Below are 26,626 nucleotides of genomic sequence, written 5' to 3'. Positions count from 1 at the left end.
GACGCGACGTCGTGCGGACGCAGGTCGGGATCGTCGGTGCGGGGCCCGCGGGGCTGGTGCTCGCGCACCTGCTGCACCTCCAGGGGATCGAGTCGGTGGTGTTGGAGGCCCGCGACCGCGAGTACGTGCAGCAGCGCGTCCGCGCCGGCGTGCTCGAGCAGAACACGGTGGACCTGCTGCGCGCGGCCGGCGTCGGCGAGCGCCTGGATCGCGAGGGCATCGTCCACCACGGCATCGAGCTGCGCTTCGACGGCGAGGGCCATCGCATCCCGATGAGCGACCTCACCGGCGGGCGCGCGATCTGGATCTACGGCCAGCAGGAGGTCGTCAAGGACCTCATCGGCGCGCGCGACGCGACGGGCGCGCCGCTGCACTTCGAGGTCTCCGACGTGCAGGTGCACGATGTCGACGGCGACGCGCCGCGCATCACCTACACGTCGCCCGACGGCCAGGACCATCAACTCGAGTGCGACATCATCGCCGGCTGCGACGGCTTCCACGGCATCTGCCGACCGGCGGTCGGCGCCGACCACCTCACGATCGCCGAGCGCGAGTACCCGTTCGGCTGGCTCGGGATCCTCGCCGAGGTCGCGCCGTCGACCGACGAGCTGATCTACGCCTACCACGACCGCGGGTTCGCGATGCACTCGCTGCGCTCGCCCACGCTGTCGCGGCTGTACCTCCAGGTCGACCCGGCCGACGACATCGCCAACTGGCCCGACGACCGGATCTGGGAGGAGCTGCACACGCGCTTCGCCGCGCCCGGCTGGTCGCTGACCGAGGGTCCGATCGTCGAGAAGGGCATCACGCCGATGCGCTCGTTCGTCGCCGCGCCGATGCGCCGCGGCCGGCTCTTCCTCGCCGGCGACGCCGCCCACATCGTCCCGCCGACCGGGGCCAAGGGCCTCAACCTCGCGGTCAACGACGTGCGCGTCCTGGCCGACGCCCTGGTCGCGTACTTCGGCGGCTCCAGCACCGGCCTGGACGAGTACTCCGACACCTGCCTGAGCCGCGTCTGGCGCGTCCAGGACTTCTCCACCTTCATGACGACCCTGCTGCACCGCCTCGACGGCGACGCCTTCGACGCCGGCCTGCAGCTCGCGCGGTTGCGGTACGTCACGACCTCCGAGGCCGCCGCGCGCTCGCTGGCCGAGAACTACGTGGGGCTGCCGATCTAGGCTCAGGCTGGTCGCACGGCCAGGTAGCGACGCTCATCGTGCATCGTTTGCACGCGTCCAAGTGCTGCACTTTGGGTGGCGCGGCGAAGTGGTACGCGCGTGTCGGCAGACACTGCGAGCGCGCAGGGGACCGCCGAGCCCATGTCCGACGCCGCCGACACCACGCGACCGACCTCGTTGCCGCCGCTCGCCCCGCGGCGGCACTTCTGGCAGACGCGCGCGATCCCGCGGGCGGGCGACCCGCCCGGGCCGCCGCCGCCGACCGCGACGCCGTGGCGCGAGAGCGCGCTGACGCGGGCCTCGGAGCTGCGCGGTCGCGCCCGCGACGTCGCCGAGCACGGCACGTCGACGCCGCGGCGCGACGAGCTGCTCGGCGAGATCTACGCACACGTCGCGGCCGCCGAGCAGGCCGCGACCGGCGAGAACGTCGGCTGGGCCGAGCACCGGCTCGCCGCGCTGTGGGGCGCGTCGGTGGAGCGTGCCAGCAGCCAGCTCGACGCCGCCGAGGTCTGCCTGCTGCGGATCTCCTCGCCCGCCTACGTCGTCGCTCAGCTGCCGGCGCTCGTCGCCCAGACCGAGGCCGCGCTCGGCGCCGACGACGCCCGGACCGTCGAGCTGCGCCGCGTCGCCGGGACCGCCGACGCCGCGCTGCCCGAGGTCGAGCGCGAGAAGATCGCCTCGATCTACCGCGCGGCGGTCAACGAGACGCGCAAGCAGGTCACGCGCGTGCGCAGCTTCCGCAACGTCCTGCTCTCCACGGCGCTGGCGCTCGCGCTGTGCGTCGCGGGCCTGACCGTCGCGACCGCGATTCGGCCGTCGCTGCTGCCGCTGTGCTTCACGCCGGTCGACACCGCGGTCTGCCCGACCACGACCGGGACGCCGGTCGTGCCGCCGCCGTCGGTGCCGCAGGTGGTCGGGGAGACGACCGTGGCGCAGGCCCAAGAGGCGCATCTGATGGACGAGAAGATCCGCGACACCGCCGAGGGCTGGGACGTCGCGGTCGTCGAGCTCGTCGGCCTGGTCGCCGCGGCCGTCGCCGCCGCCGTCGCGCTGCGCGGGATGAGCGGGACCTCGACGCCGTACTCGCTGCCGATCGCGCTCGCGGTCCTCAAGCTCCCGACCGGCGCGCTGAGCGCCGTGCTCGGCCTGCTGCTGATGCGCGGCGGGTTCGTCCCGGGCCTCAGCGCGCTGGACACCTCGGAGCAGATCCTCGCCTGGGCGGTGGTCTTCGGCGCGGCCCAGCAGGCCGTCACCGGCCTGGTCGACAAGCAGGCCCAAGGCGTGCTCGACGCCGTCGGCACGGCGGGACCGGGCGGACCCGATCCCGCCGCCGGCGCCGGCACCGGCGCCGGCAGGAAGGCCTAGCGGCGCTTCAGCGTGATCGTGGTGGTCACGCCGCCGCCGGAGACCTTCAACTTGAGGGTCTTGGCGTGGCGCAGCGCGCGCTTGGCCTTGGCCGTGAAGCGCAGCTTGACCGTCGCGGTGCCGGCCTTGGCGACCTTGGCGCTGCCGCGGGCGACGACCTTGCCGGTCCGCGTCGCGCTGAGCTTCAGCGTGGTGCCGGCCTGGGCGCCGCTGACCTCGAGCGCGAAGCCCGACTTCAGCGCCTTGGCGATCGTGACCTTGCCTGCGAGCGCGGCCCTGGCGGTGGCGCCGGTCTTGTTGATGGTCTTGCCGTTGGTGTTGGCCTTGCCGCTGGGGGTGCCCGGGGCGGGCGCCGCGCCGGCGCGGCTGATGGTCTCGCAGTCGCGGTCGACCACGTCGGCCGCGTCGGCGTTGACGACGTCGGTGCCGAAGCCGCAGCTGATCGTGTCGACCTCGCCGTCGACGGCGTTGATGGTGTCGTTGCCGAAGGGGTACTTGCACCAGATCGGTCCGCAGTCGCCGGTCGGAAGATCGCCGATGATCTGGTCGCGGCCGGGGCCGCCGGTCAGGACGTCGTCGTTGAAGCCGCCGATCACGCGGTCGTTGCCCGGGCCGCCGTCGATCGTCTCCATGCCGTCGGCGCCGCTGAGGTCGTCGTCGCCGCCGAGCCCGACCAGGCTCCCGGCGTTCGTGGACTGCGCGACCTTGACGAAGTCGTTGCCCTCGGTGCCGACGTAGCGCGGGCTCTCGGCGAGCATGAGGCGCTCGACGTTGCGGATGTCGTCGCTCTCGCCCGGCCGGCCGTCGTCGGCGCCGCCCGCCATCGTGAAGCTCAGGCCGACCGGCAGCGTGCTGTCGCGGAACCGCGAGGAGTAGTCGCTGTCGATCGTGTCGATGCCGGGGCCACCGTCGACGGCGTCGGCGGCCGGCTCCTCGTGGTAGTCGGGATGCAGGAGGTCATTGCCCGCGCCGCCGTTCAGCGTGTCGCTGCCCGCGTAGCCGGTGAGCTCGTCGTCGCCGTCGCCGCCGTCGAGGAGGTCATCGCCCTTGCGGCCGTCGAGGCGGTCGTTGCCGGGGCCTCCGATCAGGGTCTCGGCACCGTCGTCGCCGTCGAGCCGGTCCGCGCCGGGGCCGCCGTCGACGGTGGTTGGGATCTTCATCTCGCTGGAGTCCGTCGTGATCCACTCGTCGCCGTCGCCTGCGTTGATGACGAGCCCCTTGGGGTCGGTGCAGATGACTCTCGACCAGTCGCCGTCGCCCCAGGCGTCCGTGCAACTGGCCGGTGCCGAGGTGACCGTGACGCCCGCGTTGGCGTAGAAGAGCACGCCACCGGACTCCGGGGCCTGGAGGCTCATGTCGTTGTCCTCGCCCGGCGCGGCGTTGTAGGTGTAGGTGCCGCTGCCGTCCGAGGTGATGGTCGCGGCGCCGGCCGTGGCGGGGAGGATCGCGAGGGCTGCCGCGCAAGCGGAGATGAGGAGGGGAGAGCGCATGGCGGCCACTGTCGCCGCCCGGCGTCCGCCTCGCATTGGGGGACCCCCTAAGACCGCGCGGGGTGCGGTTGCCCGCACCCCGCGCCGTGGGGGTCTAGATGGGGTACTGGCGGGTGCCGTCTTGGGTGGTGAGCCAGCGCAGCTCGGTGAACTCGTCCAGCGCGGCGTCGCCGCCGAAGCGGCCCCAGCCGGAGTGCTTGGTGCCGCCGAAGGGCATTTGGGGCTCGTCGTGGACGGTGGCGCCGTTGATGTGGCAGATGCCCGATTGGATCTGGCGGGCGACGGCTTCGGCGTTGTTGGCGTCTTGGCCGAAGACGGCGGCGGAGAGGCCGTATTCGGTGTCGTTGGCGGTGGCGATGGCTTGGTCCTGGTCGTCCACGGCGATGAGGGCGACGATGGGGCCGAAGGACTCTTCGGCGTAGATGCGCATGGCGGGGGTGACGTCGGCGACGATCGTGGGGGTGAGCAGCAGGCCGTCAGGCTCGCCGCCGGTCAGGACGCGGGCGCCCTTGGCCTTGGCGTCCTCGAGCAGCTCGGCGACCCGCTGCGCCGCGCGGGCGTTGACGACGGGGCCGATCATGGTGGCGGGGTCGCGGGGGTCGCCGACGGTCAGGCCCTCGGCGCGGGTGACGAGTCGCTGGGCGAGGTCTTCGGCGATGGTGCGGTCGGCGACGATCCGTTCGGTGCTCATGCAGATCTGGCCGGCGTTCATGAAGGCGCCGAAGTTCGCCGCCGCGGCGGCCTGGTCGAGGTCGGCGTCGGCCAGGACGACCAGCGGGGCCTTGCCGCCCAGTTCGAGCAGCGTGCGCTTCAGGTGCGCGGCGGCCTTCTGGGCGATGATCCTCCCGACCTTCGTGCTGCCGGTGAAGTTGATGCGCTTGACCGCCGGGTGGGCGATCAGCGCCTCGACCACCGTGGCGGCGTCCTCGGGCTGGTTGGTGATCAGGTTGATGACCCCGGCCGGCACCCCGGCATCGTCGATCGCCTTGGCGATCGCGGCGTGGGTGCGCGGGCATTCCTCCGAGGCCTTGAGGACCACCGTGTTGCCGAAGGCCAGTGGCGTGGCCACCGCACGGGCGGCGAGGATGACCGGGGCGTTCCACGGTGCTATGCCGACGACGACGCCGACCGGTTGGCGCACGGCCTTGGCGTGCAGGCCCGGGACGTGGGAGTGGATGTCCTGCTCGGCTTCGACGTCGCCGGCCAGGCTCGCGGCGTGGCGCAGCATGCCCGCGGCCAGCGTGCAGTTGAACATGCCCCACCCGAACGTCGAGCCGCACTCGGCGGTCATCGTCTGCGCGATCTCCGTCGCACGCTCGGCCAGCAGATCGGCAGAGGCCTCCAGCAGACGCGCACGCTCAGCGGCCGGCGTCGCCGCCCAGCCCGCAAACGCCGCACCCGCAGCCTCCGCTGCCCGCGTCGCATCGGCCACCGACGCCGCCGCGGCCTCGGTCACCACGTCGCCGGTGAACGGATCGGCCTTCGCGAACGTCCGCCCCTCCACGGCGCCGACCCACTCCCCGCCGATCAACAGCGGCTGCTGCGCAGCGCTCACGGTGCTCATCTCACACTCCTTCGCCTTGGTCGTCCAACCTGCTCCAACTATCACACACTTCCCCACCTTGCATACATCCTGCGGCCGACCCCGATCCCGACGCCGCCGAACGCTTAGCGCCACTCGCTACTGGGTGAGTCCGAGCGTCTACCGGGCGGCGGCCTCGTCGGCGGCAACGGCCTTGATGCGCTGGTTGAGCGTGACGAACGTCGCCTTCAGCGAGCTCTTGTCGGCGCCGGCGTTCACCTGGTCCAGCAGCTTCTGGTGCTGGACGAGGCCGAGGTCGAACTCGCGGATCGCCGTGAGCATCTGCTTCTTGCCCGACGCGGCGCTCGCCGTCTGCGTCTTGATCGGCACCAGCGCCGTCTTGTAGCTGCGCAGCCCGGCGCGGAACTTGCCGGTCGCGGCGGCCGCGGCGTTGGTGTCGGTCGCGCCGGCGACCGACGTGCCGGCGACGCCGGCGACGGCGAGCGAGACGGCCCTTCGACGGTGCATCATCAGGCGTGGCTCCTCAGCGGTCAGAACGGCTGGTGGACGGGTGGTATCCCGCGTCAATGCGCCCCAAACCGGCGCGTACAACCTGCTCGAACCCATGTTTCGCGCGGTCCGGTGCGGGGGACCAGTGCCGCGGGTCCAACCACTTGCAGGAGAGGCAACATGGGACGCAGGGGACGGAAGTTCGCGATCGCGTTTGCGGTCGTCGCGGCCACGTCGACGGGCGCCGGGGCGGTGATCGCCGGCACCGGAGCGGGGGACGACCAGGACCTCGCGGTCACGCGTCAGCCGGCCAACCGCGACATCGAGCGCAAGGTCGACAAGCTCGTGCGCCAGATGACGGTCGACGAGAAGCTGCAGCAGGTCCAGCTGCTGAGCGACGGGCAGATCACCGACGCCGACGCGAAGGCCGGCGTGGGCGGGGTGTTCAGCCTGACCGACCCGGCGAAGATCGACCACTTCCAGCACGTCGCGGTCGAGCAGTCGCGGCTGCACATCCCGATCCTCTTCGCCTACGACACGATCCACGGCTACCGCACGACGTTCCCGGTGCCGCTGGCCGAGGCGTCGTCCTTCGACCCCACGGTCGCCACCGACGACTTCACGATCTCCGCGCGCGAGTCCGCGGCGGTCGGCATCAAGCAGATCTACGCGCCGATGGTCGACGTCTCGCACGAGCCGCGCTGGGGCCGCATCGTCGAGGGCTCGGGCGAGGACCCGTACCTCGGCTCGGTCATGGCCGCGTCGAAGGTGCGCGCCGGCCAGGGCAACGACTACAGCGCCGACGACAAGGTCGTCACCTCCGTCAAGCACCTCGCGGGCTACGGCCTGGCCGAGGGCGGGCGCGACTACAACACCACCGACATGAGCGAGCGCACGCTGCGCAACCTCGTGCTGCCGCCGTTCAAGGCCGCGGTCGACGCCGGCGCCGACACGGCCATGTGCTCGTTCAACTCGATCAACGGGCAGCCCGGCTGCGCCAACCCGCACGTCGAGACCGACATCCTCAAGGACGAGTGGGGCTTCGACGGCTTCATCGAGAGCGACTACACCGCGGTCGCCGAGCTGCGCGCGTGCCCGCCGAAGAACCCGGACGAGGGCCCGTGCGGCCACGGCGTCGCGGCGGACGGCCCGTCGGCCGGCGCGCTGGCGCTGAACGCCGGCACCGACTCCGAGATGGTGTCCACCAACATCCGCGACAACGGCAAGAACCTGCTGTCGACCGGTCAGATCTCGATGCGCCGCCTCGATGACGCGGTGCGCCGGATCCTGCGCGTCAAGTTCCGCGCCGGCCTCTTCGACCACCCGTACGCCGACCAGACCAAGATCGCCGAGCGCACGTTGCAGCCGGCCGATCGCGACAAGGCGCGCGCCGCGGCGGGCAAGTCGATGGTCCTGCTCAAGAACGACGACAACGCACTGCCGCTCGACCCCGCGAAGTCGACGGCCGTCATCGGCCCGCTCGGCGACGACCAGCACGACATGCTCGGTCCGTGGTGGGGCCAGGGCAAGGACGAGGACGCGGTGAGCGTCTTCACCGGCATCAAGGCCCAGAACCCGAGCGCCACGTTCACCGAGGGCTGCAAGATGGTCGACGCCGACCTCTACGACCCCGCCAACGAGTGCCCGGACGCCAGCGGCTTCGACGCCGCGGTCGCGGCGGCCAAGGCAGCCGACCAGGTCGTGCTCGCGCTCGGCGAGGTTCGCGGCCAGGGCGGCGAGGCCGAGGTCCGCAGCGTCCTCGACCTGCCCGGCAAGCAGCAGGACCTGCTGGAGGCCGTCAAGGCCACCGGCAAGCCCGTCACGGTCGTGCTGTTCAACAGCCGTCCGCTCACGCTCGGCAAGGTGGTGGACAACTCGTCCGCGATCGTGGAGGCGTGGTTCCCGGGCATCGAGGCCGGCAACGCCGTCGCCGATGTCCTGTTCGGCAAGGTCAACCCCGGCGGCAAGCTGCCGGTGTCGTTCCCGCAGTCGGTCGGCCAGGTCCCGATCTACTACAACCACGAGCCGACGGGCCGTCCCTGCGACGCCACGTCGAAGTACAACTCGCGCTACCGGGACCTGAAGACCTGCGACCCGCTGTTCCCGTTCGGCTTCGGGTTGTCCTACACCACGTTCAAGATCGACAACCTGGTGCTGTCGAGCAAGACGATGCAGGCGCGCAACGGCAGCGTGCAGGTCTCGGCCGACGTGCAGAACACGGGCAGCCGAGCGGGTGACGACGTGGTGCAGCTCTACATCCACGACCCGGTCGCGTCGCTGTCGCAGCCGGTCCGCCGCCTGCGCGGCTTCCAGCGCGTGACGCTGGGCGCCGGCGAGAAGAAGACCGTGACGTTCCGGCTGGACGCCAGCGACGTCGGGTTCTACGACAACTCGGGCAAGTTCGTGGTCGAGCCGGGCGAGATCGACGTCTTCGCCGGCGACTCGTCGAAGGCCGACCTGACCGACTCGTTCCAGGTGACCGGCTTCGGTCGGCGCTGAGCCGGACGTCCAGGCGGGAACGACCGCCGGACGGTGTGTTGGACCGGGGTCCCCGATGCGGGGACCCCGAGTCCATGTCTGACAAGAACCGCGGCGTGATCTACCTCGAGCCGGGGAAGGTCGAGGTGCAGGACATCGGCTTCCCGGAGCTCGAGCTGAAGGATGGGCCGGGCGTCCATCCCGACAACGTGGGGCGCAAGACCCCGCATGGGGCGATCCTCAAGATCGTCTCGACGAACATCTGCGGCTCGGACCAGCACATGGTGCGCGGGCGCACGACCGCGCCGGCCGGGCTGGTGCTGGGGCACGAGATCACGGGGGAGGTGATCGAGGTCGGGCCCGGGGTCGAGTTCATCAGGGAGGGTGACCTCTGCTCGGTCCCGTTCAACATCGCCTGCGGGCGCTGCCGCAACTGCAAGCACGGCGACACCGGCGTGTGCGAGAACACCAACCCGGACCGGCCGGGCTCGGCGTACGGCTACGTCGACATGGGCGGGTGGGTCGGCGGGCAGGCGAACTACGTCCTGGTGCCCTACGCGGACTGGAACCTGCTCAAGTTCCCCGACAAGGACCAGGCCCTGGAGAAGATCCTGGACCTGACGATGTTGTCCGACATCTTCCCGACCGGCTACCACGGCTGCGTCACGGCGGGGGTGACGACCGGCTCGACGGTCTACATCGCGGGCGCGGGACCGGTCGGCCTGGCCGCGGCGCACTCGGCGCAGCTGCTCGGCGCGGCGGTCGTGGTCGTCGGCGACGCGATCCCGGAGCGCCTGGACCAGGCCCGCTCGTTCGGGTGCGAGACGGTGGACATCACCAAGGGCGAGCCGCGCGACCAGATCGAGCAGCTGCTCGGCGTGCCCGAGGTCGACTGCGGCGTGGACTGCGTCGGGTTCGAGGCACGCGGCCACGGCGCCGACGCGGCCGAGGCGCCCGCCACGGTCCTCAACGCGCTGATGGACGTCACGCGCGCGGCGGGCGCGATGGGCATCCCGGGCCTGTACGTGACCGCGGACCCGGGCGCCGCCGAGGAGGCCGCGCAGCAGGGCTCGCTGTCGCTGAGCCTCGGCACCGGCTGGGCGAAGTCGCTGAGCTTCACGACCGGCCAGTGCCCGGTGATGCGCTACCACCGCGGGTTGATGATGGCCATCCTGCACGACCGCGCGCAGATCGCGAAGGCCGTGAACGCGACGGTGATCACGCTGGACGAGGCGCCGAGGGGCTACAAGGACTTCGACTCCGGCGTCGCTCGCAAGTTCGTGCTGGACCCGAACGGGGTGATCGCCGCGTAGCCCTGGACATTCACATACCGATCGGTATCCTAATGCTCTGCCAAGGCTGGTACGTGCGTGTACCAGCGGGTCGCGAGAACGACGGAGCGCATGAGCACCATCAACGGGCAGACGGCGGTGATCACCGGTGCGGGTTCCGGGATCGGGCAGGCGACGGCGCGGCGGCTGGCCGCCCACGGCTGCCCGGTCGCGCTTGCCGATTGGAACGAGGACGGCCTGGAGGAGACGGCCGCCTCGATCGCGGGGCCGGTCCTGGTCCGCAAGCTCGACGTCCGCGACCGCCAGGGCGTGATGGCCTTCGCCGCCGCCGTCAAGGAGTGGGCGCCCCAGCCGCTCGGGCTCGTCTTCAACAACGCGGGCGTGACCGTGCTGCAGGGCGTCGCCGACGCGTCGCCCGAGGACGACGAGTGGGTCTTCGACGTGAACTTCCGCGGCGTGATGAACGGCGTGACGTCGTTCCTGCCGATCCTGCTCGAGCAGCGCGCCGGCGTCATCGTCAACACGTCGAGCGTCTTCGGCCTCGTCGGCTTCCCGCACCAGTCGGCCTACTGCGCGTCGAAGTTCGCGGTCCGCGGATACACCGAGGCGCTGCGCCAGGAGCTGCGCGGCACCGGCGTGCGCGCGGCCGTCGTCCATCCCGGCGGCGTCAAGACCAACATCGTGGCCAACGCGCGCTTCCGCGCCGACTACCGCGGCGAGTTCTCCGACGTCGACGACGCCGCGCGTGAGTTCGCCACGATCGCGCGGACCTCGCCCGAGAAGGCCGCCAAGATCATCCACGAGGGCATCGAGCAGCAGAAGGCGCGCATCCGGGTCGGTCCCGACGCCGTCTTCCTGGACCTCCTGGTCCGCCTCGCCCCGACCCGGTACTACGACATCATCGAGCGCCTCGAAGGGCTCATCAGAAGGGGGTAGACGCTCATGTCCACCGACACGATCATCGACGGCGTCCCGCCCGGCCCGCGGACCCCGATGCCGGTCCAGACGCTCGGCATGCTGACCCGCCAGCGCCCGTACCTCGAGCGCCTGCGCCGGCGCTACGGGAACATGTTCTCCATCGACGTCCTCGGCCTCGGGCCGATGGTCGTCCTGGCCGAGCCGGACCTCATCAAGCACACGTTCCAGGCCGATCCCACGGTCCTGCACGCGGGTTCGCGCAGCCCGCTGCGTCGCGTCTTGGGCGACAACTCGCTGCTCGGCATCGACGAGGACCATCACATGGAGCAGCGCAAGCTCCTGCTGCCCCCGTTCAAGGGCGCGCGCATGAAGGCCTACGAGCCGCTGATCGAGGAGATCGCGATCGCGGAGGTGGAGACGTGGCCGGTCGGCGTCGAGTTCCCGACCGCCAAGTCGATGCAGCGCATCACGCTGCGCGCGATCCTGCGCGCGGTCTTCGGCGCCGAGGGCGCGCGGCTGCGCGAGCTCGAGGAGCTGCTGCCGCCGTGGACCGAGCAGGGCCAGCACCTCTCGCGCTTCCCGCAGATCCAGAAGGACTGGGGGCGCTTCAGCCCCTGGGGGCGCTTCCTGGCGCTGCGCGCCCGCGTCGACGCGATCCTCGACACGCTGATCGAGGACACCAAGAACGCTCCCGACCTGGCCGAGCGACCCGATGTCCTTGCCCTGATGGTCCAGGCGCGGCGCGAGGACGGCAGCCCGCTGGCCAACGCCGAGATCCGCGACCAGCTCGTCACGATGCTCGCCGCCGGCCACGAGACGACCGCGCACACGCTGAGCTGGGCGGTCGAGCGGCTGCGCCGCAACCCCGACGTCCTCGCCCGTCTGGTCGCGGAGGTCGACGAGGGCGGCAAGGCGCTGCGCGACGCGACGATCCTGGAGGTCCAGCGCCAGCGCCCGGTGATCTCCTTCGCCGGCCGGCACACGATCAAGCCGTTCGAGGTCGGCGGCTACCGGATCCCCCAGGGCCGCCTGATCGGTCTGAGCGCCGGGCTGACGCATTACGACCCCAACCTGTTCGAGCGCCCCGACGTGTTCAACCCGGACCGGTTCATGGACGCCCGGCCGGGAACGTACTCGTGGATCCCGTTCGGCGGCGGCCGGCGGCGCTGCATCGGCGCGACGTTCGCGCACATGGAGCTCGACGTCGTGCTGCGCGTGATCCTCGAGCGCGTGGCGTTCGCGCCGACCGCGGAGCCCGACGAGCCGTGGAAGTTCAAGGGCGTGGCGTGGAGCCCGGCGGGTGGCGGCATGGCGCGCGTGACGCGCCGCCCGGCGCGGGCCGCGCGGGCGCCGGAGGTGGCGGCGGCCGCGTGAGCGCGGCGCTCCCGCTCCCGCTGCAGGGCGGGTTCCGCGAGCGTCTGCTCGTCGGAATGGCCGAGGCGATCCGCGAGCGCGGCGAGCTCAAGCCCGTGACGGTCGCCGAGGTCGTCCGCCACGCCCACACCTCGCGCCGGACGTTCTACCAGCACTTCCCCGATCGCGACGCCTGCTTCCTGGCGCTCTTCGACATCGTCACCGCCGCGCTGCTGGAGACGATCGCCGACGCCGCGACCGGCGAAGGCCCCTATGTCGATCGGGTCGACCGCGCGGTCGCCGCCTACCTCGGCGCGATCGCCGCCGAGCCCGTGCTCACGCGCGCCTGCATCCAGGAGACGCCGTCGCTCAGCGCCGAGGGCATGGCCCGCGTCCGCGACGTCAACGAGCGCTGGGCGCGCCAGATCATGCTCCTGGTCGAGGAGGCGCGCCAGCACGACCCGACGCTGCGCCCGCTGCCGCTCGAGGTCGCGACGATCATCACCGGCGGCTTCCGCGACCTCGTGATCGCGGCCCTCGACCAGGGCCGCGACCTCACCGAGCTGCAGGACGTCGCGGGCGACGTCCTGCGCCGGATGACGATGAACTAGCCGGGTCTAGCCCCAGGACTGCTCGTCGACCACGACCATCTGGCGGGTCGCGACGTTGAGGCGGTTCCAGAGGTTGATGTGGCTGATCTCGAGGATCAGCCCGCCGAGCTGATCGGCGTCGAAGTGCTCGGAGCACTCGGCCCACAGCGCGTCGGAGATCTGGTCGGCGCCGTCGGCGATCCGGGTCAGGGCCTCGGTGAGCGCCAGCGCCGCGCGCTCGGGGTCGCTGAAGTACGGCGTCTCGCGCCAGGCGCTGACCGCGATCAGCCGCTCGTCGCTCTCGCCGGCCTTGCGGGCGGCCTTGCTGTGCATGTCCACGCACCAGCTGCAGGCGTTGATCTGGCTGGCGCGCAGGCGGACGAGGTCGAGGTTGATCCCGACCCGCGCGCGGCTGACGGACTTCGAGAGCCCCTGCAGCGCGTCCATCGCGCCTTCGAGGGTCACGGCGGGGTTGGTCATGCGGGAGGTCGTGGTGTTGGACATGGTGTTCTTGCTCCTGTCACATCGGTCGTCGAACGTCGGTCACTGCGGTGACCGACGCAATCGCGAGGATGTGACGAGATGGACCAGTTCGAGGCGCACCGACCCCACCTGCAGGCCGTGGCCTACCGGATGCTGGGCTCCCGGGCCGAGGCCGACGACGCGTTGCAGGAGGCGTGGATCCGCGTCGACCGGGCCGACACCAGCACCGTCGAGAACATGGGCGGCTGGCTGACGACGGTCGTCTCGCGCGTGTGCCTGACGATGCTCGACGCGCGCAAGCGCCGCCGCGAGGACGCGCTCGAGGAGGGCCGCGTGCCGGACCCGGTCGTCGCGATCGTCGACACGGAGGGCCCGGAGCAGGAGGCCCTGATGGCCGACGCGGTCGGCGTCGCGCTGCTCGTGGTGCTGGAGCAGCTGCAGCCCGCCGAGCGGCTGGCGTTCGTCCTGCACGACCTGTTCGCGGTGCCGTTCGAGGACGTCGCCCGGATCGTCGACCGCTCGCCGGCCGCGGCGCGCCAGCTGGCCAGCCGCGCCCGCCGCCGCGTGCAGGGCGTCGACGCTGACGCCGAGGCGGCCGCCGACCGCCAAGTCGTCGACGCGTTCCTGGCCGCGGCGCGCGGCGGCGACTTCGAGGGGCTGTTGAGGGTCTTGGACCCCGACGTCGTCCTGCGCGGCGACGGCGGCGGCGCGCTGCGCGTCCTCAACGGCGCCCACGCGGTCGCGAGCAGCGCCCGGTCGATCGCGATCTCGGAGCGCATCGCCGTCCCCGCGATCGTCGACGGCTCGGCGGGCTTCGTCGCCTACGAGGCCGGCGTCGCCGTCAGCGTCATGCGCTTCACGATCGCGGACGCGCGCATCGTCGCCATCGACGGCCTGTTCGACCCGGAGCGCCTCGCGACGCTGCAGCTGCCGCCCGCGCCGTAGCCGCTAGCTCTCCAGGGTCGACCCGCGGAAGACGACCTCGCCGCCGACCACGGTCAGCACGACCGGGTTGGCCATGAGGTCGTCGGGCGCGACCACGACCGGGTCCTCGCCCATGACGGTGATGTCGGCCAGGAAGCCGGGCTCGAGCTTGCCGAGGCGGTCCTGGTCGCCGACGGTCAGCGCCAGCTGCGAGGTGTAGCCGTGCAGCGCGGTGAGCGCGTCGACGACCTGGTCGTCGTAGGGCGCGCGGTCGGGGTGGCCGGGCGCCCGGCGCAGCTGCGCGGCGGCCATGCCCTCGCGCCAGTCGTAGCGCGCGACCGGCCAGTCGGAGCCGAGCGTGACGGTCGCGCCGGTCTCCAGGATGTCGCGCAGCGGGAACGCGCGGTCGCAGCGCTCGGCGCCCAGGCGCCTGGACCAGTTGTCGCTGCGGTCGGGCTCCACCCACATCATGCGCTGGGGCTGCATCGAGGCGATGACGCCCTCGGCCGCGAAGCGCGGCAGGTCGGTCGGCTGCAGCGTCTCGATGTGCTCGATGCGGTGCCGGACGCCGGCCGCCGCGCCGGACTTCTTGTAGGCGTTGAGCGCCTCGTGGACGCCGCGGTCGCCGGTGGCGTGGGTCACGATCTGGAAGCCCTCGTTGGCCAAGAAGTCCACGGCGCGGAAGTACTTGTCGATGTCGGCCAGAACGGCGAGAGGCCGTCGCCCTCGGAGTCGGGCTCGAACAGCCAGCCGGTGCCGGTGTCGATCACGCCGTCGATGAAGCGCTTGGCGACGCCCATGCGCCAGCGCTCGCCCTTCTCGGTGCGGTGGCGCGCGTACTCCGCCCAGGTCTCCTCGGGCGTGTCGGGCTGCGACCAGAACGGCATGACCATGCGCGTGGCCAGGTCGCCGTTGGCCTCCAGCTCGCGCAGGACGTCGAGCGTCTCCAGCGTGCCGTCCATGCCGTGCAGCCCGGTGATGCCGGTCGCCGCGAAGCGCTTGAGCTGGTCGGCCTGGATCGCGTAGCGCTCGGCGGCGCTCAGCGCCGGCATCGCGCCGTGCACGATGTCCATCGCGCCGCGCTCGCGCAGCTCGCCGGTCGGCGCGCCCGCCCCGTCGACCACGATCTCGGCGTGCTCGGAGAACGTGCGCGGGCCGACGACGCCCGCCAGCTCCAGCGCGCGTGGCGTCGCGAGCGCGGTGTGGAAGTCGATGAACGTCAGCACCGCGGGGCCGCCGCCGGCGGCCTCGGCGATCAGCTCGCCGCTGAGCGGTCGGGATCGAGATGTCCACACCGCGCGCGATCTGCGGCAGCAACCCCATGGCGACGAACTCGGTCGTGCCGATGGCGAAGCCGCCCAGCGCGAGGGCCAGGAGGGCGAAGGGAAGCTGTGGCGCAGGGATCCGCTTCCGCAGCCTCGGCCGCTCGCGGACCAACGTGGCGGAGGTCACTGGTTCTACGGATAGCGAACCAGTGACCAGAAGGCCGTCCGTCTTCACACACCTTCACGGGATCGGGGCTTGGGGGCGCCTCGGGGGAGGGTTCGGAGGCGAACGAACAGGTCGGCGGTGATTGGGTGTCTCATGCGGACACCGATCCACCGTCGTCGCCTCCGACGACCGCCCCCGGCCAGGCCGGGAGGCCGTCGATCGACGTGGTGTTCTTGGTCGTCTTGTAGATGTCCATCGCGTCGGGGCCGTCCTTGCGGAGCTTGCCGTGGGCCCACTTCGTCGCGTTGGCGCGGGAGTCGATGTGGTCCATCAGCGGCACGCCGAAGCCGCAGGCGTCGGCGATGCGGGTGACCGTGACGCGGACGATCGCGCGGCGGGTCGCGTCGACCTCTGGCTCGTCGAAGGCCAGCGCCGCGCGCAGGGGCTCGAAGGCCGCGTCCTCGGCCCAGATCACCTCGCCGCGACCGTGCAGGCGCAGGATGCGCGGCGCGCCCTCGAAGGCGCACAGCATGATCACGATGCGGCCGTTCTCCTGGAGGTGCGCGGCGGTCTCGGCGCCGCTGCCGACGAGGTCGAGGTAGGCGACCTCGCGCGGGCCGGTCACGCGCAGCGTTCCGATCGGGCCCTTCGGGGAGACGTTGACGTGGCCGTCGGCATCCAACGGCGCGGTCCCGACGAAGTAGAGCGGCTGCCTGGCGATCCACGCCGCCAGCTTGTCGTCGATCTCCTGGTAGATCCGGCCCATCCGCACACGGTAGAAGGCGCGTCACCGCTAGCCTCAAGCCCCACATGACTTCAGAGACGTCCGACGACGCCGTCGGCTTCGCGGACCTGGCCCTCGCCGACGAGCTCGTCGGCGCGCTCGCCGCCCTCGGCTACGAGGAGCCCACGCCGATCCAGCGCGCCGCGATCCCGCCGCTGCTCGAGGGCCGCGACCTCCTCGGCCAGGCCGCGACCGGCACCGGCAAGACCGCCGCCTTCGCCCTTCCGCTCCTGCACCGCCTCGGCAAGGGGGCCGGCTCAGCGCCCCCGCGCGCGCTGGTGCTCGTCCCGACGCGCGAGCTCGCCACCCAGGTCGCCGAGGCCGTGCACCGCTACGGCCGCGACCTCGGGATCCGCACGCTGCCGATCTACGGCGGCGCCCCGATCGTCCGCCAGCTCAAGGCGCTCGAGCGCGGGGTCGACGTCGTCGTCGCCACGCCCGGCCGCGCGCTGGACCACATCCGCCGCCGCACGCTCAGGCCCGCGACGTTCGAGACCATCATCTTGGACGAGGCCGACGAGATGCTCGACATGGGCTTCGCCGAGGACATCGAGGCGATCCTCTCCGACACGTCCGCCGACCGCCAGACCGTCCTCTTCTCGGCCACGATGCCGCCGCGCATCGCGCGCATCGTCGGCGCGCATCTCACCGACCCGGTCCGCATCCAGCTCGGCGGCGAGCGCCACGCGCCGGGCGAGGCGCCGAAGGTGCGCCAGCGCGCGTTCGTCGTCCCGCGCGCGCACAAGCCGGCGGCGCTCGGCCGCGTCCTCGACCACGAGGAGCCGACCGCCACCATCGTCTTCTGCCGCACGCGCGACGAGGTCGACACGCTGACCGAGACGCTCAACGGCCGCGGCTACCGCGCCGAGGCGCTGCACGGCGGCATGAGCCAGGACCAGCGCACGCGCGCGATCGGCCGCCTGAAGGCCGGGACGACCGAGCTGCTGGTGGCCACCGACGTCGCCGCTCGCGGCCTGGACGTGGACTCCCTGTCGCACGTCGTCAACTATGACGTCCCGGCCGCGCCCGAGGCCTACGTGCACCGCATCGGCCGCGTCGGCCGCGCGGGCCGCGAGGGCGTCGCGATCACCTTCGCCCAGCCCCGCGAGCACCGCATGCTCAAGGCGATCGAGCGCGTGACGCGCCAGCCGATCGCGATCGAGAAGCTGCCGACGCTCGCCGACCTGCGCGTCCGCCGGCTGGAGGCGACGCGTGAGGCGCTCGCCGAGGCGCTGTCCGGCGACGGCGCCGACCTGGACGCCTACCGCGTCGTCGTCGAGTCGCTGGCCGAGGAGCACGGCCTCGAGGAGGTCGCGCTGGCGGCCGTGCGCATGGCGCACCAGGCCGCCGGGCGCGACGCCGAGGACGAGCCCGACATCCCGGACTTCACGGCCCCGCGCGAGCGACCGCGCGACCGCGACCGCCCCGAGCGGCCCGGCCGCCCGGACCGCCCCGGCCGCCCGGCCCGGCCCGACCACGCCGACCACGGCGACCGCCGCCCGCCGCGCCGCCGCGACGGCGCGCCCGCCGAGGGCATGACCCGGCTGTTCGTCGGCGCCGGCCGCGAGCGCGGCATCCGGCCGCAGGACCTCGTCGGCGCGATCGCCAACGAGGCCGGGCTGAACGGCCGCCAGATCGGGGCGATCGAGATCGCCGACCGCTTCTCGCTCGTCGAGGTGCCGGAGGCCGCGGCCGACCACGTCGTCTCCGCGCTGCGCGGCCGTTCGATCAAGGGCAAGAAGACGACCGTGCGCCGCGAGCGCTTCGGCGGTCCGGGCGCGCGGCGGCGCTCCTGAGGCCGATCCGCGCGCCCGCGCCGCCGCCCCTGATAGGTTCCACCGCGTCGCATTGAGGAGGAGTCGTGCACGGTCAGGAGGATTGACGTGGCCGAGGTACGGGATCGGCGGCGGATCGCCGCCAGCCCGCGTGAGGTCTGGCAGGTGCTGGGCGAGGTCGAGCGGTACGTCGAGTGGGGCGGGTGGATGCGCGCCGTCCGGCGCGTCGACCGTCCGGCCGGGCTCGGCGCCGCCTACGACGAGCGCAGCCGGCTGCTCGCGCCGGTCGTCGTCTCCTCGCGCTGGCGGATCATCGACTTCGACCCGCCGCGCCGCCAGGTCCACCGCGCCGAGAGCGCGCCGCTCGCGGTGAAGTACGACCGCGTCTTCGAGCTGGCCTCCGACGGGCTGGGCGGCACCTGGCTGACGCTGGCCGTCCAGTACCGGCCGGCGCTGGGCGCGCTCGGGCGCTTGCTCGACCGGATCGCGCTGCGCCGGATCCAAACGCGCCGGGTCCCGCAGACGCTGCAGGCGATCGACGTTCTGGCGATGCGGGGTGCGGGGTAGGGTCGCGAGCGAGACACCGATCCCGAACGAGCAGGAGGACCGCAATGCCGAGCAAGGGCCACGCGCAGTGGAAGGGCGATCTGAAGGGCGGCAGCGGGACGTTCACCGCCGGCGAGGACATCTCCGGCCAGTACTCCTACAAGTCGCGCTTCGAGGACGGTCCGGGCGCGAACCCGGAGCAGCTCATCGCGGCGGCGCACGCGTCGTGCTTCTCGATGGCGCTGTCCAACGCCCTGGCCGAGGCCGGCACGCCGGTCGACTCGGTCGACACCGACGCGGTCGTGACGCTGCGCCTGGTCGACGGAGCGCCGACGATCACCGCGATCAAGCTGACGACGGTCGGCGTCGTGCCGGGCATCGACGAGGCGACGTTCGTCGAGCAGGCCGAGGCGGCCAAGGCCGGCTGCCCGGTGAGCAAGGCGCTCACGGGCGTGCCGGACATCACGCTTGAGGCGTCGCTGGCGAGTTAGCCGCCGGCCGCGGCGTAGAGCAGCTCGATCGCGCGGGCCTGGCCGACGGCGTCGGCCCGGCCCAGCAGCGGCGGCCGCTCGCCCCGGGCGGCCGCCTCGACGTCGGCGACCTGCAGGGCGTAGTGGTTGACGGGGTCGAGCGCGATCCGCTCGACCGCGCCGCCGGCGTCTTGCACCTCGATGACGGCGTCGCGCGCGTGCCACGGGTCCGGGAGGCGCAGCCGGCCTGCGTCGCCCAGGATCTCCAGCGCGTTGCGCGGCGGCCCGACGAACGCGCAGTCCAGCGCCGCCAGGATGTCGTCCTCGAAGGCGAGCAGCCCGGTGAGCGCGACGTCGACGCCGTCGCCGCCCTCCACGCGCTGGGCCTGCGCGGCGATCGGCTCGCCGCCGGCGAACGTCCGCGCGGCCGAGACGCAGTAGCAGCCGAGGTCCATCAGGGCACCGCCGCCCATGGCGCGCCGCGCGCGCGGGTCGGCCATGTCGGTGAGTCCGAACGCGAAGTCGCTGCGGATCAGCCGCACGGCGCCGATCGTGCCCTCGGCGATCAGCTGCCGCGTTCGCGCGACCTGCGGGTGGTGGCGCCACATGAAGCCCTCGGTGAGGACGAGCCCACGCGCCTGCGCCAGGTCGAACGCCGCCTCGACCTCGGCAGCCCGGCGCGCCAGCGGCTTCTCGCACAGCACGTGCTTGCCGGCCTCCAGCGCGCGCGTCGCCCACGGCAGGTGCAGGCTGTTGGGCAGCGACACGTACACGATGTCGACCTCGGGGTCGGCGAGCAGCGCCTCATAGGACCCGTGCGCCGTCGCGATCCCGTGCTCGTCGGCGTAGGCCCGGGCCCGCGCGCCGTCGCGCGACGCCACCGCGACGACGTCCGCGTTGCCCGCACCCAGGATGGAGCGGTTGATCCGCGCGGTCGACAGCAGGCCCCAGCGCATCAGCCGAGCACCTTCGCCAGCCAGGCGGCGACGGCGGGCGCGACCTGCTTGACCCCGGACTTGAGGCTGTGGTCGCCGGGCACGACGACCACCTTGCGGCGGCGGCCGCGCGGCGGCATGCCGAACGGATCGCGCTCGCCCTGGACGATCAACACGGGGACCTTGACCAGCTGCAGCTCGGGCAGGCGCGTCTTGTCCGCGCGGCCGGGCGGGTGGAGGGGGAACGCGAGGCACAGCACGCCGGCGACGCCGGTCTCGGTCGCCGTGCGGCAGGCGACGCGCGCGCCGGACGAGCGCCCGCCAGAGAGCACCGGCAGGCCGGCGAACGGCGCGTCCGCCGCCGCGCACAGCGCCGCGTGCACCGCCAGCCACGCCGCGTCGAGCTGGTGGGTCGGCGCGACCGACCGCCGGCCCGCGACGCGGTAGGGCTGCTCGATCCGCGCGACGCCGACGCCGGCCGCCAGCGCCGCGCCGCGCGCCGCGACGATGTCGGGCGCCGTGACGCCGCCGCCGGCGCCGTGGCCGATCAGCAGCGCGGCGCGCTCGTCCGCGGCCCGCGCGACGTGCGCGCGCGCCGGGCCGTGCGGCGTCGCGATCTCGATCACCTCGTCGTCTGCCATCGCGCCCGATGGTGCCAGGATGGAGGCCATGCAGCAGCCGTCCTCCGAACCCGTGCGCGTCGACAAGTGGCTGTGGGCCGCGCGCCTGGTCAAGACGCGCCAGCTCGGGGCCGAGGCGGTCAAGGGCGGCCGCGTCCACATCAACGGCCGCGGCGTGAAGCCGAGCAAGGACGTCGGTCCGGGCGACCGGCTGGAGCTCTCCTCCGGCCCGGTCAAGGTCACCGTGGTGGTCAAGGCCACCGCCGAGCGCCGCGGCCCGGCGGCGCTGGCCCAGCTGCTCTACGACGAGACCGCGGAGTCCAAGGCCGGCCGCGAGGCTTACGCCGAGCAGCGCCGCCTGGAAGCCCAAGCGATGGCCCAGGCGCCGAGCTACTACGACCGCGGCGGCCGGCCGACCAAGCGCGATCGCCGCCGCTTCGAGACCGAGCGCGACAAGCGCCGCGACCGCAAGGGCTAACCGACCGTCTCCTCCACGGGCCGCGCGCGGCGCTGCCAGCGGCGGCCGACCGGATGGCCCAACCCGATGAGCAGGGCGAAGCCGACCAGCGACCCCCAGACGAGCGGGTCGGTGATCGAGAAGTGCTCCAGCCGCGAGCCGAGGACGACGGCCAGCGCGATCAGCGGGATCGCCCCGATGGCGCTCGTCCACGCGAAGCGCAGCAGCGGGACGCGCGTCGCGCCGGCGAGGTAGCCGACGAGGCTGAACGGCACGAACGGCAGCAGGCGCACGATCAGCAGGAACGGCCAGCCGCCGCGCTCCATCATGCGCTCGGCGGTCTGCACGCGCTCCCGGCCCGCGAGCTTCTCGATGACCGGCCGGCCGGCGATGACGCCGAGCGCGTAGGTCCCGAGCGCCGACAGGAACCAGCCCGTCGCGCAGATCAGGATGCCGAGCGGGATCCCGTAGGTGAAGCCCGCGACCATGTTGGTGATCTCGGCCGGGAACAGCACCACGATGTGGGCGAGCATCAACCCGTACAACAACAGGACGCCCGCCACGCCCGTCCCGCGCAGCTGCTCGCGCAGCGCGGTCGTGTCGCCGCTCGCCGCATGGCCGATCGCCTCGCGCAGCGGGTGCACGAGCAGGCACAGCGCGGCCAGCAGCGCGACGCCCGCCGCCGCGGCCACGACCTGCACCCAGCGGCGGGTCAGCACGGGCGAGCCCTCGCTCAGCGCACGCCGACGAGGTCCACGACGAAGATCAGCGTCTCGTCGGGGCCGATGACCCCGCCCGCGCCGCGCTTGCCGTAGGCGAGATCCGGCGGGATCGTGATCTTGCGCCGGCCGCCGACCTTCATGCCGGCCACGCCCTGGTCCCAGCCCGGGATGACCTGGCCCTTGCCGAGCCCGAACTTGAAGGTGTCGCCGCGGTCCCAGGACGCGTCGAACTGGCTGCCGTTCTTCCACGACACGCCGACATAATGGACTTCGACGATCTTGCCGGCGACCGCCTCGTCGCCGTCGCCGAGCTCGATGTCCTCGAGCTCGAGCTGGTAGGACGGAGGGCCGTCGGGGACCTCGACTGCGGGCTTCTCGTTGGGGGCCATGCCGGGACGGTACCGCGCGGCGGTCAGCCGCCGGCCAGCTTCACGTCGTACCCCTTGGCCTTCAAGGCCTCGACGACCGTGTCGCGGTGGTCGCCCTGCAGCTCGATGACGCCGTCCTTGGACGAGCCGCCGACGCCGCAGCGCTTCTTGAGCTGCCCGGCGAGGTCGCGGATCTCCTCGTCGCTGAGCGGCAGGTTGAAGATCGTCGTCGCGGTCTTGCCCTTGCGCCCGGCGGTCTCGCGGCGCACCTTGACCGGCCCGGTCGTCTGGCGGCCGATAGACCCGGACCCACCCGCCCCGCGCGCCTTGCGCAGGTCGCCGTCGCTGCTCGACCACACCATGTCGCCCTTGGCCATGGCGTCGACGTTAGACGGTCATCGCCGCGCGCAGCTGTCCGAGCGCGCCGTCCAGAGCGGCCTCCAGCGGCCACACCGCCTGCTCGGTCTGCGTGAGCAGCAGGCCGCCTTGGACCGCGGCGAAGAGGGACGCGGCGATCGCGCCGGCGCGCTTCGGGTCGGTGCCCGCCGCCTCGGAGGCCATCGAGCCGATCGGGCAGCCCCAGCCGTGCTGGCTCGCCCGGACGCCCGCCCGGCGCCTCGGCGACCCGGCCGACATCGCGGCGGCCGCGGTCTGGCTGGCCTCCGAAGACGCGCGCTTCGTCCACGGCACGACGCTCGACGTCGACGGCGGCGCGCTGCACACGTACGCCGCCTGACCACAGCGCGTACCCTGCGCGCCATGGCGTACACGAACGAGGAGGGCCGGCAGCAGCTCCTCGACGAGCTGGAGGCGGCGGCCGGCGCGATCGCGATCGCCGTGGCCGCGCTGGGCGAGGCCTACGAGGCGCTCGACGAGCAGAACGCCGACCGGCTCGAGGCGGTGCTCTTCCGGCCGGCCACCCACGCGTCCGGCCGCGCGCAGCGGACCTACGCGGAGTTCGCGCAGCGCCACGGCTTCCCGCCGCTCACGTTCGACGCGGGCGCGGCGGGCCACGCGTCCGGCGCGCGCGGGCACATCGACCACGCGGTCGAGGCGTTCCAGAACGCCGACGGCCTGCTCTCCGAGCTGCAGGACTCGATGCTGCCGATCGAGGTCGGCGACGCCGAGGTGCGCGCCGGGATCACCGAGACGCGCGCGCTGCTCGGCCCGCTGCCGCAGGCGGCGCACTCGATCGAGCGCACGCTCGGCCGCTGAGGGGCTAACGCTCCAGCAGCTCGGACTGCTCCAGCCACGCGGCCTCGACGTCGTCGCGCTCGGCGACGGTCGCGCGCAGCTCGGCGTCGAGCGTTCGGAGGCGGTCGTGGTCGGTCGCGGCGGAGGCCATGTCCTCGTGCAGCTGGGCCTCGCGGGCCGCGAGCTTGTCGAGCGTGCGCTCCAGCCGGGCGACCTCCTTGCGCGCGGCCCGGACGACGGCGCCCGACGGGGGCGGGGCGGCCGCGGTGGTCGCGCGCGCCGCGCTGGCCTGCGCGGCCTCCAGCGCGGCCTCGTCGGCGCGGCGCAGGTCCAGGTACTGCTCGATCCCGCCGGGTAGGTGGCGGATCGCGCCGTCGCCCATCAAGGCGTACACGTTGTCGCAGACCCGCTCGACGAAGTACCGGTCGTGGCTGACGACCACGAGCGTCCCGGGCCAGCCGTCGAGCAGGTCCTCGAGCGCGGTGAGCGTGTCGATGTCCAGGTCGTTGGTCGGCTCGTCGAGCAGCAGGACGTTGGGCTCGTCCATCAACAACCGCATCAGCTGCAGGCGCCGGCGCTCGCCGCCGCTCAAGTCCTTGACGAACGTCCGCGCGCGGTCGCCGCGGAAGCCGAAGCGCTCGGCGAGCATCCCGGCCGTCAGCTCCTCGCCGCCCGCCAGCGTCGCCCGGCCGCGCACGGCCTCCAGCGCCTCGAGCACGCGCAGGTCGCCCGGGATCTCCGCGGTCTCCTGGGAGAGGTGCGCGATCCGGACGGTCTGGCCGCGGTCGACGCTGCCGCCGTCCGGCGTCTGCGTGCCCTCGAGGATCCGGATCAGCGACGTCTTGCCCGAGCCGTTGACCCCGACCAGCGCGACGCGGTCGCCCGGGCCCAGGCGCCACGTGACGCGGCCCAGCACCTGCGCGTTGTCATAGGACAACGAGATGTCCTCCGCGTCGAGCACCTTGTCGCCCAGCCGCCGCGCGGCGAAGCGCAGCAGCTCGGCGCCGTCGCGCGCCTCGGGCTCGTCGGCGATCAGCGCGTTGGCGGCCTCGATCCGGAACTTCGGCTTCGACGTCCGCGCCGGCGGCCCGCGGCGCAGCCACGCCAGCTCCTTGCGCATCAGCTGCTGGCGGCGGTCCTCGCGCGCGGCGGCCTGGCGGTCGCGCTCGGCGCGGGCCAGGACGTAGGCCGCGTAGCCGCCCTCGTACTGGTGCACGCTGCCGTCGTCGACCTCCCACGTGGTCGTGCACACCGCATCCAGGAACCAGCGGTCGTGGGTGACGACCAGCAGCGTCCCGCGGCGCGCCGCGAGGTGGCGGGCCAGCCAGTCGACGCCTTCGACGTCAAGGTGGTTCGTCGGCTCGTCGAGGACCAGCAGCTCGGGGTCGTCGAGCAGCGTCTCGGCCAGCGCGATGCGCCGGCGCTCGCCGCCGCTGAGCGGCGCGATGACGGTGTCGAGCCCCTGGGGGAAGCGCGTGACGTCGACGCCGCCGAGCAGCCCGTCGAGCACCGACCGGAAGCGCGCGTCGGCGGCCCACTCGTGGTCGGCGCGGCCGCCGACGAGCTCGGCCCGGATCGTCTGGGTCGCGTCCAGCTCGTCGCCCTGGCCGAGCACCGCCTGCGTGACGCCGCCCGTGCGCGTCACCGCGCCGGCGTCGGCCTCCTCGCTGCCGGCGATCAGCGCCAGCAGGGTCGACTTGCCGTCGCCGTTGCGTCCGACGATGCCGATCCGGTCGCCGGCGCTGACGCCGAGCGTGACGTCGCGCAGCACCGAACGCGAGCCGTAGCCCTTGTCGACGGACTTGAGGTTGACGAGGTTGCGGGGGGTGGCGGCCATCGGGTCATCGACATCCTGCCGATCTCACGCCGCGGACCGCCGCCACGTCATGCGGGCATGACCTCCATCTCGGCGCGCGTCGCCGACCTCGACTGGGACGACCTGCGCGCGCAGCTCGACGCGCGCGGCTTCGCGATCACCGCGCCGCTGCTGGGCGACGGCGAGTGCGACGCGCTCGCCGCGCTGTTCGACGACGACCCGCGCTTCCGCTCGACCATCGACATGGCCCGCTACCGCTTCGGCGACGGCCGCTACCGCTACTTCGACCATCCGCTGCCGGACACGATCAGCGCGCTGCGCACCGCGCTGTACGCCCGTCTGGCGCCGATCGCCAACGACTGGGAGGCCAAGCTCGGCGGCGCGGTCGACGCCTTCCCGGCCACCCACGCCCAGCTCGTGGAGCGCTGCGCCGGCGCGGGCCAGCACCGCCCGACGCCGCTGATCCTGCGCTACGGCGCCGGCGACTGGAACGCGCTGCACCAGGACCTCTACGGCGACGTCTTCTTCCCGTTCCAGGCCCTGACGGTGCTATCGCGGTCGGGCGTCGACTTCGACGGCGGCGAGTTCGTGCTGATGGAGCAACGGCCGCGCGCGCAGTCGCGGGCGCACGTCCTGACGCCGCCGCGCGGCGCGTTCGTCCTCTTCCCGACCCGCGTGCGGCCCAACGCCGGCGCGCGCGGCGGCTTCCACCGCGTCGGGCTGCGCCACGGCGTCAGCACCGTCCACCGCGGGTCCCGGACGGCGCTGGGCGTGATCTTCCACGACGCGCGCTAGCCCACCGGCACCTCGCCGCCGAGCGCGAACGGCGCGACCATGTCGATGCGGTCGCCGCTCCAGAACCGGCCGGGGTCGTACCAGGACGCCGGACGGCGCTTGGGCAGCAGGCCCATGTGCTGGTAGGTGGTCGCCACGAGCTCGGCGCAGTAGATCGTCTCCAGCGACGACGAGCGCCGCAGCCGGCCGGTCGCCCACTGGCGCGCGAGCCCCGGCGTGGTCGGGAAGGGGCGGCCGTCGAAGCGGTCGATGACCTCCATCAGCCGGTCCTCGTGCTCGCGCCGCAGCGTGCCTTCGAGCTGGCGCAGCCAGGCGCGCTGGCCGTACCGGGCGCTCCACGTGCGGACCGCGTCGCCCAGCAGGTGCAACTGCACGCCGCGCTGGCGGGTGCCCGACCAGACGTCGGGCAGCGACTTGCCCAGCTCGGCGTGCCACAGCAGTGGCGGCAGGTCGTCGATCGCGACCGTCATCCCCACGTGGTTGACCGGGCTGTTGGTGACGGTCTGGATCGCGCGGTCGGCGAGCGAGCGGCCGCGGAAGAGCCAGATGTCCCCGGTGGCCGCGGTCGCGAGGGCCTCGTCGAGGGGCAGCACGGTGTCGCTCACCGTCC

General features: G+C 73.0%; 30 protein-coding genes. 15 read left to right on the top strand and 15 right to left on the bottom strand.

Annotated elements, in window-relative coordinates:
• Positions 1–11 precede the first annotated feature (11 nt).
• Positions 12–1,178: a 4-hydroxybenzoate 3-monooxygenase gene (locus tag DSM104299_RS15720; protein WP_272472579.1), complete on the top strand. Its 1,167-nt coding sequence runs from the start codon at positions 12–14 to the stop codon at positions 1,176–1,178.
• 141 nt (positions 1,179–1,319) lie between these two features.
• A complete protein-coding gene (locus DSM104299_RS15715; RefSeq protein ID WP_272472578.1) occupies positions 1,320–2,543 on the top strand; it encodes a hypothetical protein in 1,224 nt (407 codons plus the stop codon).
• Here the strand turns inward: DSM104299_RS15715 and DSM104299_RS15710 are convergent.
• From DSM104299_RS15710 to DSM104299_RS15700, 3 genes are all read right to left on the bottom strand, one after another.
• Positions 2,540–4,033, bottom strand: coding sequence for a calcium-binding protein (locus DSM104299_RS15710; RefSeq protein WP_272472577.1), 1,494 nt, complete (start codon positions 4,031–4,033; stop codon positions 2,540–2,542). The two genes, DSM104299_RS15715 and DSM104299_RS15710, sit on opposite strands and share 4 nt — an antisense overlap.
• A 94-nt stretch (positions 4,034–4,127) precedes the next feature.
• Positions 4,128–5,597 carry an aldehyde dehydrogenase family protein gene (locus tag DSM104299_RS15705; RefSeq protein WP_272472576.1) on the bottom strand — a complete coding sequence of 490 codons (1,470 nt, stop codon included), beginning with the start codon at positions 5,595–5,597 and terminating at the stop codon, positions 4,128–4,130.
• Positions 5,598–5,735: 138 nt separating this feature from the next.
• A complete protein-coding gene (locus DSM104299_RS15700) occupies positions 5,736–6,086 on the bottom strand; it encodes a hypothetical protein (RefSeq protein WP_272472575.1) in 351 nt (116 codons plus the stop codon).
• A gap of 159 nt (positions 6,087–6,245) precedes the next feature.
• Here DSM104299_RS15700 and bglX point away from each other — a divergent pair, with 159 nt between their 5' ends.
• From bglX to DSM104299_RS15675, 5 genes are all read left to right on the top strand, one after another.
• The gene (gene bglX, locus DSM104299_RS15695) at positions 6,246–8,564 is read left to right on the top strand and encodes a beta-glucosidase BglX (protein WP_272472574.1); all 2,319 of its coding nucleotides are present in this window, start codon (positions 6,246–6,248) and stop codon (positions 8,562–8,564) included.
• A gap of 74 nt (positions 8,565–8,638) precedes the next feature.
• Positions 8,639–9,856: a formaldehyde dehydrogenase, glutathione-independent gene (gene fdhA / locus DSM104299_RS15690; protein ID WP_272472573.1), complete on the top strand. Its 1,218-nt coding sequence runs from the start codon at positions 8,639–8,641 to the stop codon at positions 9,854–9,856.
• A gap of 90 nt (positions 9,857–9,946) precedes the next feature.
• Positions 9,947–10,771 carry an SDR family NAD(P)-dependent oxidoreductase gene (locus DSM104299_RS15685; RefSeq protein ID WP_272472572.1) on the top strand — a complete coding sequence of 275 codons (825 nt, stop codon included), beginning with the start codon at positions 9,947–9,949 and terminating at the stop codon, positions 10,769–10,771.
• Between the two features lie 6 nt (positions 10,772–10,777).
• Positions 10,778–12,127 carry a cytochrome P450 gene (locus DSM104299_RS15680; RefSeq protein WP_272472571.1) on the top strand — a complete coding sequence of 450 codons (1,350 nt, stop codon included), beginning with the start codon at positions 10,778–10,780 and terminating at the stop codon, positions 12,125–12,127.
• The gene (locus DSM104299_RS15675; RefSeq protein ID WP_272472570.1) at positions 12,124–12,717 is read left to right on the top strand and encodes a TetR/AcrR family transcriptional regulator; all 594 of its coding nucleotides are present in this window, start codon (positions 12,124–12,126) and stop codon (positions 12,715–12,717) included. Before DSM104299_RS15680 ends, DSM104299_RS15675 begins: the two co-directional genes overlap by 4 nt.
• Before the next feature lie 6 nt (positions 12,718–12,723).
• On the opposite strand, the gene DSM104299_RS15670 is transcribed toward DSM104299_RS15675, so the two are convergent.
• Entirely contained in the window at positions 12,724–13,200 is a 477-nt protein-coding gene (locus tag DSM104299_RS15670) for a carboxymuconolactone decarboxylase family protein (RefSeq protein ID WP_272472569.1), read from the bottom strand.
• Positions 13,201–13,278: 78 nt separating this feature from the next.
• Here DSM104299_RS15670 and DSM104299_RS15665 point away from each other — a divergent pair, with 78 nt between their 5' ends.
• The gene (locus DSM104299_RS15665; RefSeq protein WP_272472568.1) at positions 13,279–14,124 is read left to right on the top strand and encodes a sigma-70 family RNA polymerase sigma factor; all 846 of its coding nucleotides are present in this window, start codon (positions 13,279–13,281) and stop codon (positions 14,122–14,124) included.
• A 3-nt stretch (positions 14,125–14,127) separates the two neighbouring features.
• On the opposite strand, the gene DSM104299_RS15660 is transcribed toward DSM104299_RS15665, so the two are convergent.
• The 3 genes from DSM104299_RS15660 to DSM104299_RS15650 form a co-directional block, all read right to left on the bottom strand.
• On the bottom strand, positions 14,128–14,778 hold the full coding sequence (locus tag DSM104299_RS15660; protein WP_272472567.1) for an amidohydrolase family protein: 651 nt from the start codon (positions 14,776–14,778) through the stop codon (positions 14,128–14,130).
• Positions 14,742–15,398: an amidohydrolase family protein gene (locus tag DSM104299_RS15655; RefSeq protein ID WP_272472566.1), complete on the bottom strand. Its 657-nt coding sequence runs from the start codon at positions 15,396–15,398 to the stop codon at positions 14,742–14,744. The genes DSM104299_RS15660 and DSM104299_RS15655 overlap by 37 nt, the downstream gene beginning before the upstream one ends.
• A 287-nt stretch (positions 15,399–15,685) precedes the next feature.
• Entirely contained in the window at positions 15,686–16,300 is a 615-nt protein-coding gene (locus DSM104299_RS15650) for a pyridoxamine 5'-phosphate oxidase family protein (RefSeq protein ID WP_272472565.1), read from the bottom strand.
• Positions 16,301–16,344: 44 nt separating this feature from the next.
• Between DSM104299_RS15650 and DSM104299_RS15645 the strand changes: the two genes are divergently transcribed.
• From DSM104299_RS15645 to DSM104299_RS15635, 3 genes are all read left to right on the top strand, one after another.
• Entirely contained in the window at positions 16,345–18,114 is a 1,770-nt protein-coding gene (locus tag DSM104299_RS15645) for a DEAD/DEAH box helicase (protein ID WP_272472564.1), read from the top strand.
• Positions 18,115–18,201: 87 nt separating this feature from the next.
• Positions 18,202–18,660, top strand: coding sequence for an SRPBCC family protein (locus DSM104299_RS15640; protein ID WP_272472563.1), 459 nt, complete (start codon positions 18,202–18,204; stop codon positions 18,658–18,660).
• Between the two features lie 44 nt (positions 18,661–18,704).
• Positions 18,705–19,130, top strand: a complete 426-nt coding sequence (locus DSM104299_RS15635) for an OsmC family protein (protein ID WP_272472562.1) — start codon at positions 18,705–18,707, stop codon at positions 19,128–19,130.
• Here the strand turns inward: DSM104299_RS15635 and DSM104299_RS15630 are convergent.
• A complete protein-coding gene (locus DSM104299_RS15630; protein ID WP_272472561.1) occupies positions 19,127–20,065 on the bottom strand; it encodes a Gfo/Idh/MocA family protein in 939 nt (312 codons plus the stop codon). The genes DSM104299_RS15635 and DSM104299_RS15630 overlap by 4 nt on opposite strands.
• On the bottom strand, positions 20,065–20,715 hold the full coding sequence (locus tag DSM104299_RS15625; protein ID WP_272472560.1) for an alpha/beta hydrolase family protein: 651 nt from the start codon (positions 20,713–20,715) through the stop codon (positions 20,065–20,067). Before DSM104299_RS15625 ends, DSM104299_RS15630 begins: the two co-directional genes overlap by 1 nt.
• Between DSM104299_RS15625 and DSM104299_RS15620 the strand changes: the two genes are divergently transcribed.
• On the top strand, positions 20,714–21,142 hold the full coding sequence (locus DSM104299_RS15620) for an RNA-binding S4 domain-containing protein (RefSeq protein WP_272472559.1): 429 nt from the start codon (positions 20,714–20,716) through the stop codon (positions 21,140–21,142). The genes DSM104299_RS15625 and DSM104299_RS15620 overlap by 2 nt on opposite strands.
• On the opposite strand, the gene DSM104299_RS15615 is transcribed toward DSM104299_RS15620, so the two are convergent.
• Genes DSM104299_RS15615 through DSM104299_RS15600 form a run of 4 tightly spaced genes read right to left on the bottom strand, consistent with a single transcriptional unit; the run spans position 21,139 to position 22,772 of the window.
• The gene (locus DSM104299_RS15615) at positions 21,139–21,840 is read right to left on the bottom strand and encodes a TVP38/TMEM64 family protein (protein WP_272472558.1); all 702 of its coding nucleotides are present in this window, start codon (positions 21,838–21,840) and stop codon (positions 21,139–21,141) included. The two genes, DSM104299_RS15620 and DSM104299_RS15615, sit on opposite strands and share 4 nt — an antisense overlap.
• Before the next feature lie 14 nt (positions 21,841–21,854).
• Positions 21,855–22,232 carry an FKBP-type peptidyl-prolyl cis-trans isomerase gene (locus DSM104299_RS15610; protein ID WP_272472557.1) on the bottom strand — a complete coding sequence of 126 codons (378 nt, stop codon included), beginning with the start codon at positions 22,230–22,232 and terminating at the stop codon, positions 21,855–21,857.
• A gap of 23 nt (positions 22,233–22,255) precedes the next feature.
• Positions 22,256–22,588 (bottom strand): translation initiation factor, encoded by a 333-nt coding sequence (locus DSM104299_RS15605; protein WP_272472556.1) that lies wholly within the window; start codon positions 22,586–22,588, stop codon positions 22,256–22,258.
• A 10-nt stretch (positions 22,589–22,598) separates the two neighbouring features.
• Positions 22,599–22,772 carry a hypothetical protein gene (locus DSM104299_RS15600; RefSeq protein ID WP_272472555.1) on the bottom strand — a complete coding sequence of 58 codons (174 nt, stop codon included), beginning with the start codon at positions 22,770–22,772 and terminating at the stop codon, positions 22,599–22,601.
• On the opposite strand from DSM104299_RS15600, the gene DSM104299_RS15595 reads away from it, so the two are divergent.
• Positions 22,750–22,947, top strand: a complete 198-nt coding sequence (locus tag DSM104299_RS15595; RefSeq protein ID WP_272472554.1) for an SDR family oxidoreductase — start codon at positions 22,750–22,752, stop codon at positions 22,945–22,947. The two genes, DSM104299_RS15600 and DSM104299_RS15595, sit on opposite strands and share 23 nt — an antisense overlap.
• Positions 22,948–22,970: 23 nt before the next feature.
• On the top strand, positions 22,971–23,426 hold the full coding sequence (locus DSM104299_RS15590) for a hypothetical protein (protein WP_272472553.1): 456 nt from the start codon (positions 22,971–22,973) through the stop codon (positions 23,424–23,426).
• Between the two features lie 4 nt (positions 23,427–23,430).
• Here the strand turns inward: DSM104299_RS15590 and DSM104299_RS15585 are convergent, their stop codons facing one another.
• The gene (locus tag DSM104299_RS15585; protein WP_272472552.1) at positions 23,431–25,242 is read right to left on the bottom strand and encodes an ABC-F family ATP-binding cassette domain-containing protein; all 1,812 of its coding nucleotides are present in this window, start codon (positions 25,240–25,242) and stop codon (positions 23,431–23,433) included.
• A 57-nt stretch (positions 25,243–25,299) separates the two neighbouring features.
• On the opposite strand from DSM104299_RS15585, the gene DSM104299_RS15580 reads away from it, so the two are divergent.
• Positions 25,300–26,016: a 2OG-Fe(II) oxygenase gene (locus DSM104299_RS15580; protein WP_272472551.1), complete on the top strand. Its 717-nt coding sequence runs from the start codon at positions 25,300–25,302 to the stop codon at positions 26,014–26,016.
• Here DSM104299_RS15580 and DSM104299_RS15575 read toward each other — a convergent pair.
• On the bottom strand, positions 26,013–26,621 hold the full coding sequence (locus DSM104299_RS15575; protein ID WP_272472550.1) for a C40 family peptidase: 609 nt from the start codon (positions 26,619–26,621) through the stop codon (positions 26,013–26,015). The genes DSM104299_RS15580 and DSM104299_RS15575 overlap by 4 nt on opposite strands.
• Positions 26,622–26,626: the final 5 nt, after the last annotated feature.

It is taken from the genome of Baekduia alba, from assembly GCF_028416635.1.
Lineage (GTDB): Bacteria > Actinomycetota > Thermoleophilia > Solirubrobacterales > Solirubrobacteraceae > Baekduia > Baekduia alba.
This window is presented reverse-complemented; position numbering and strand designations above follow the sequence as displayed.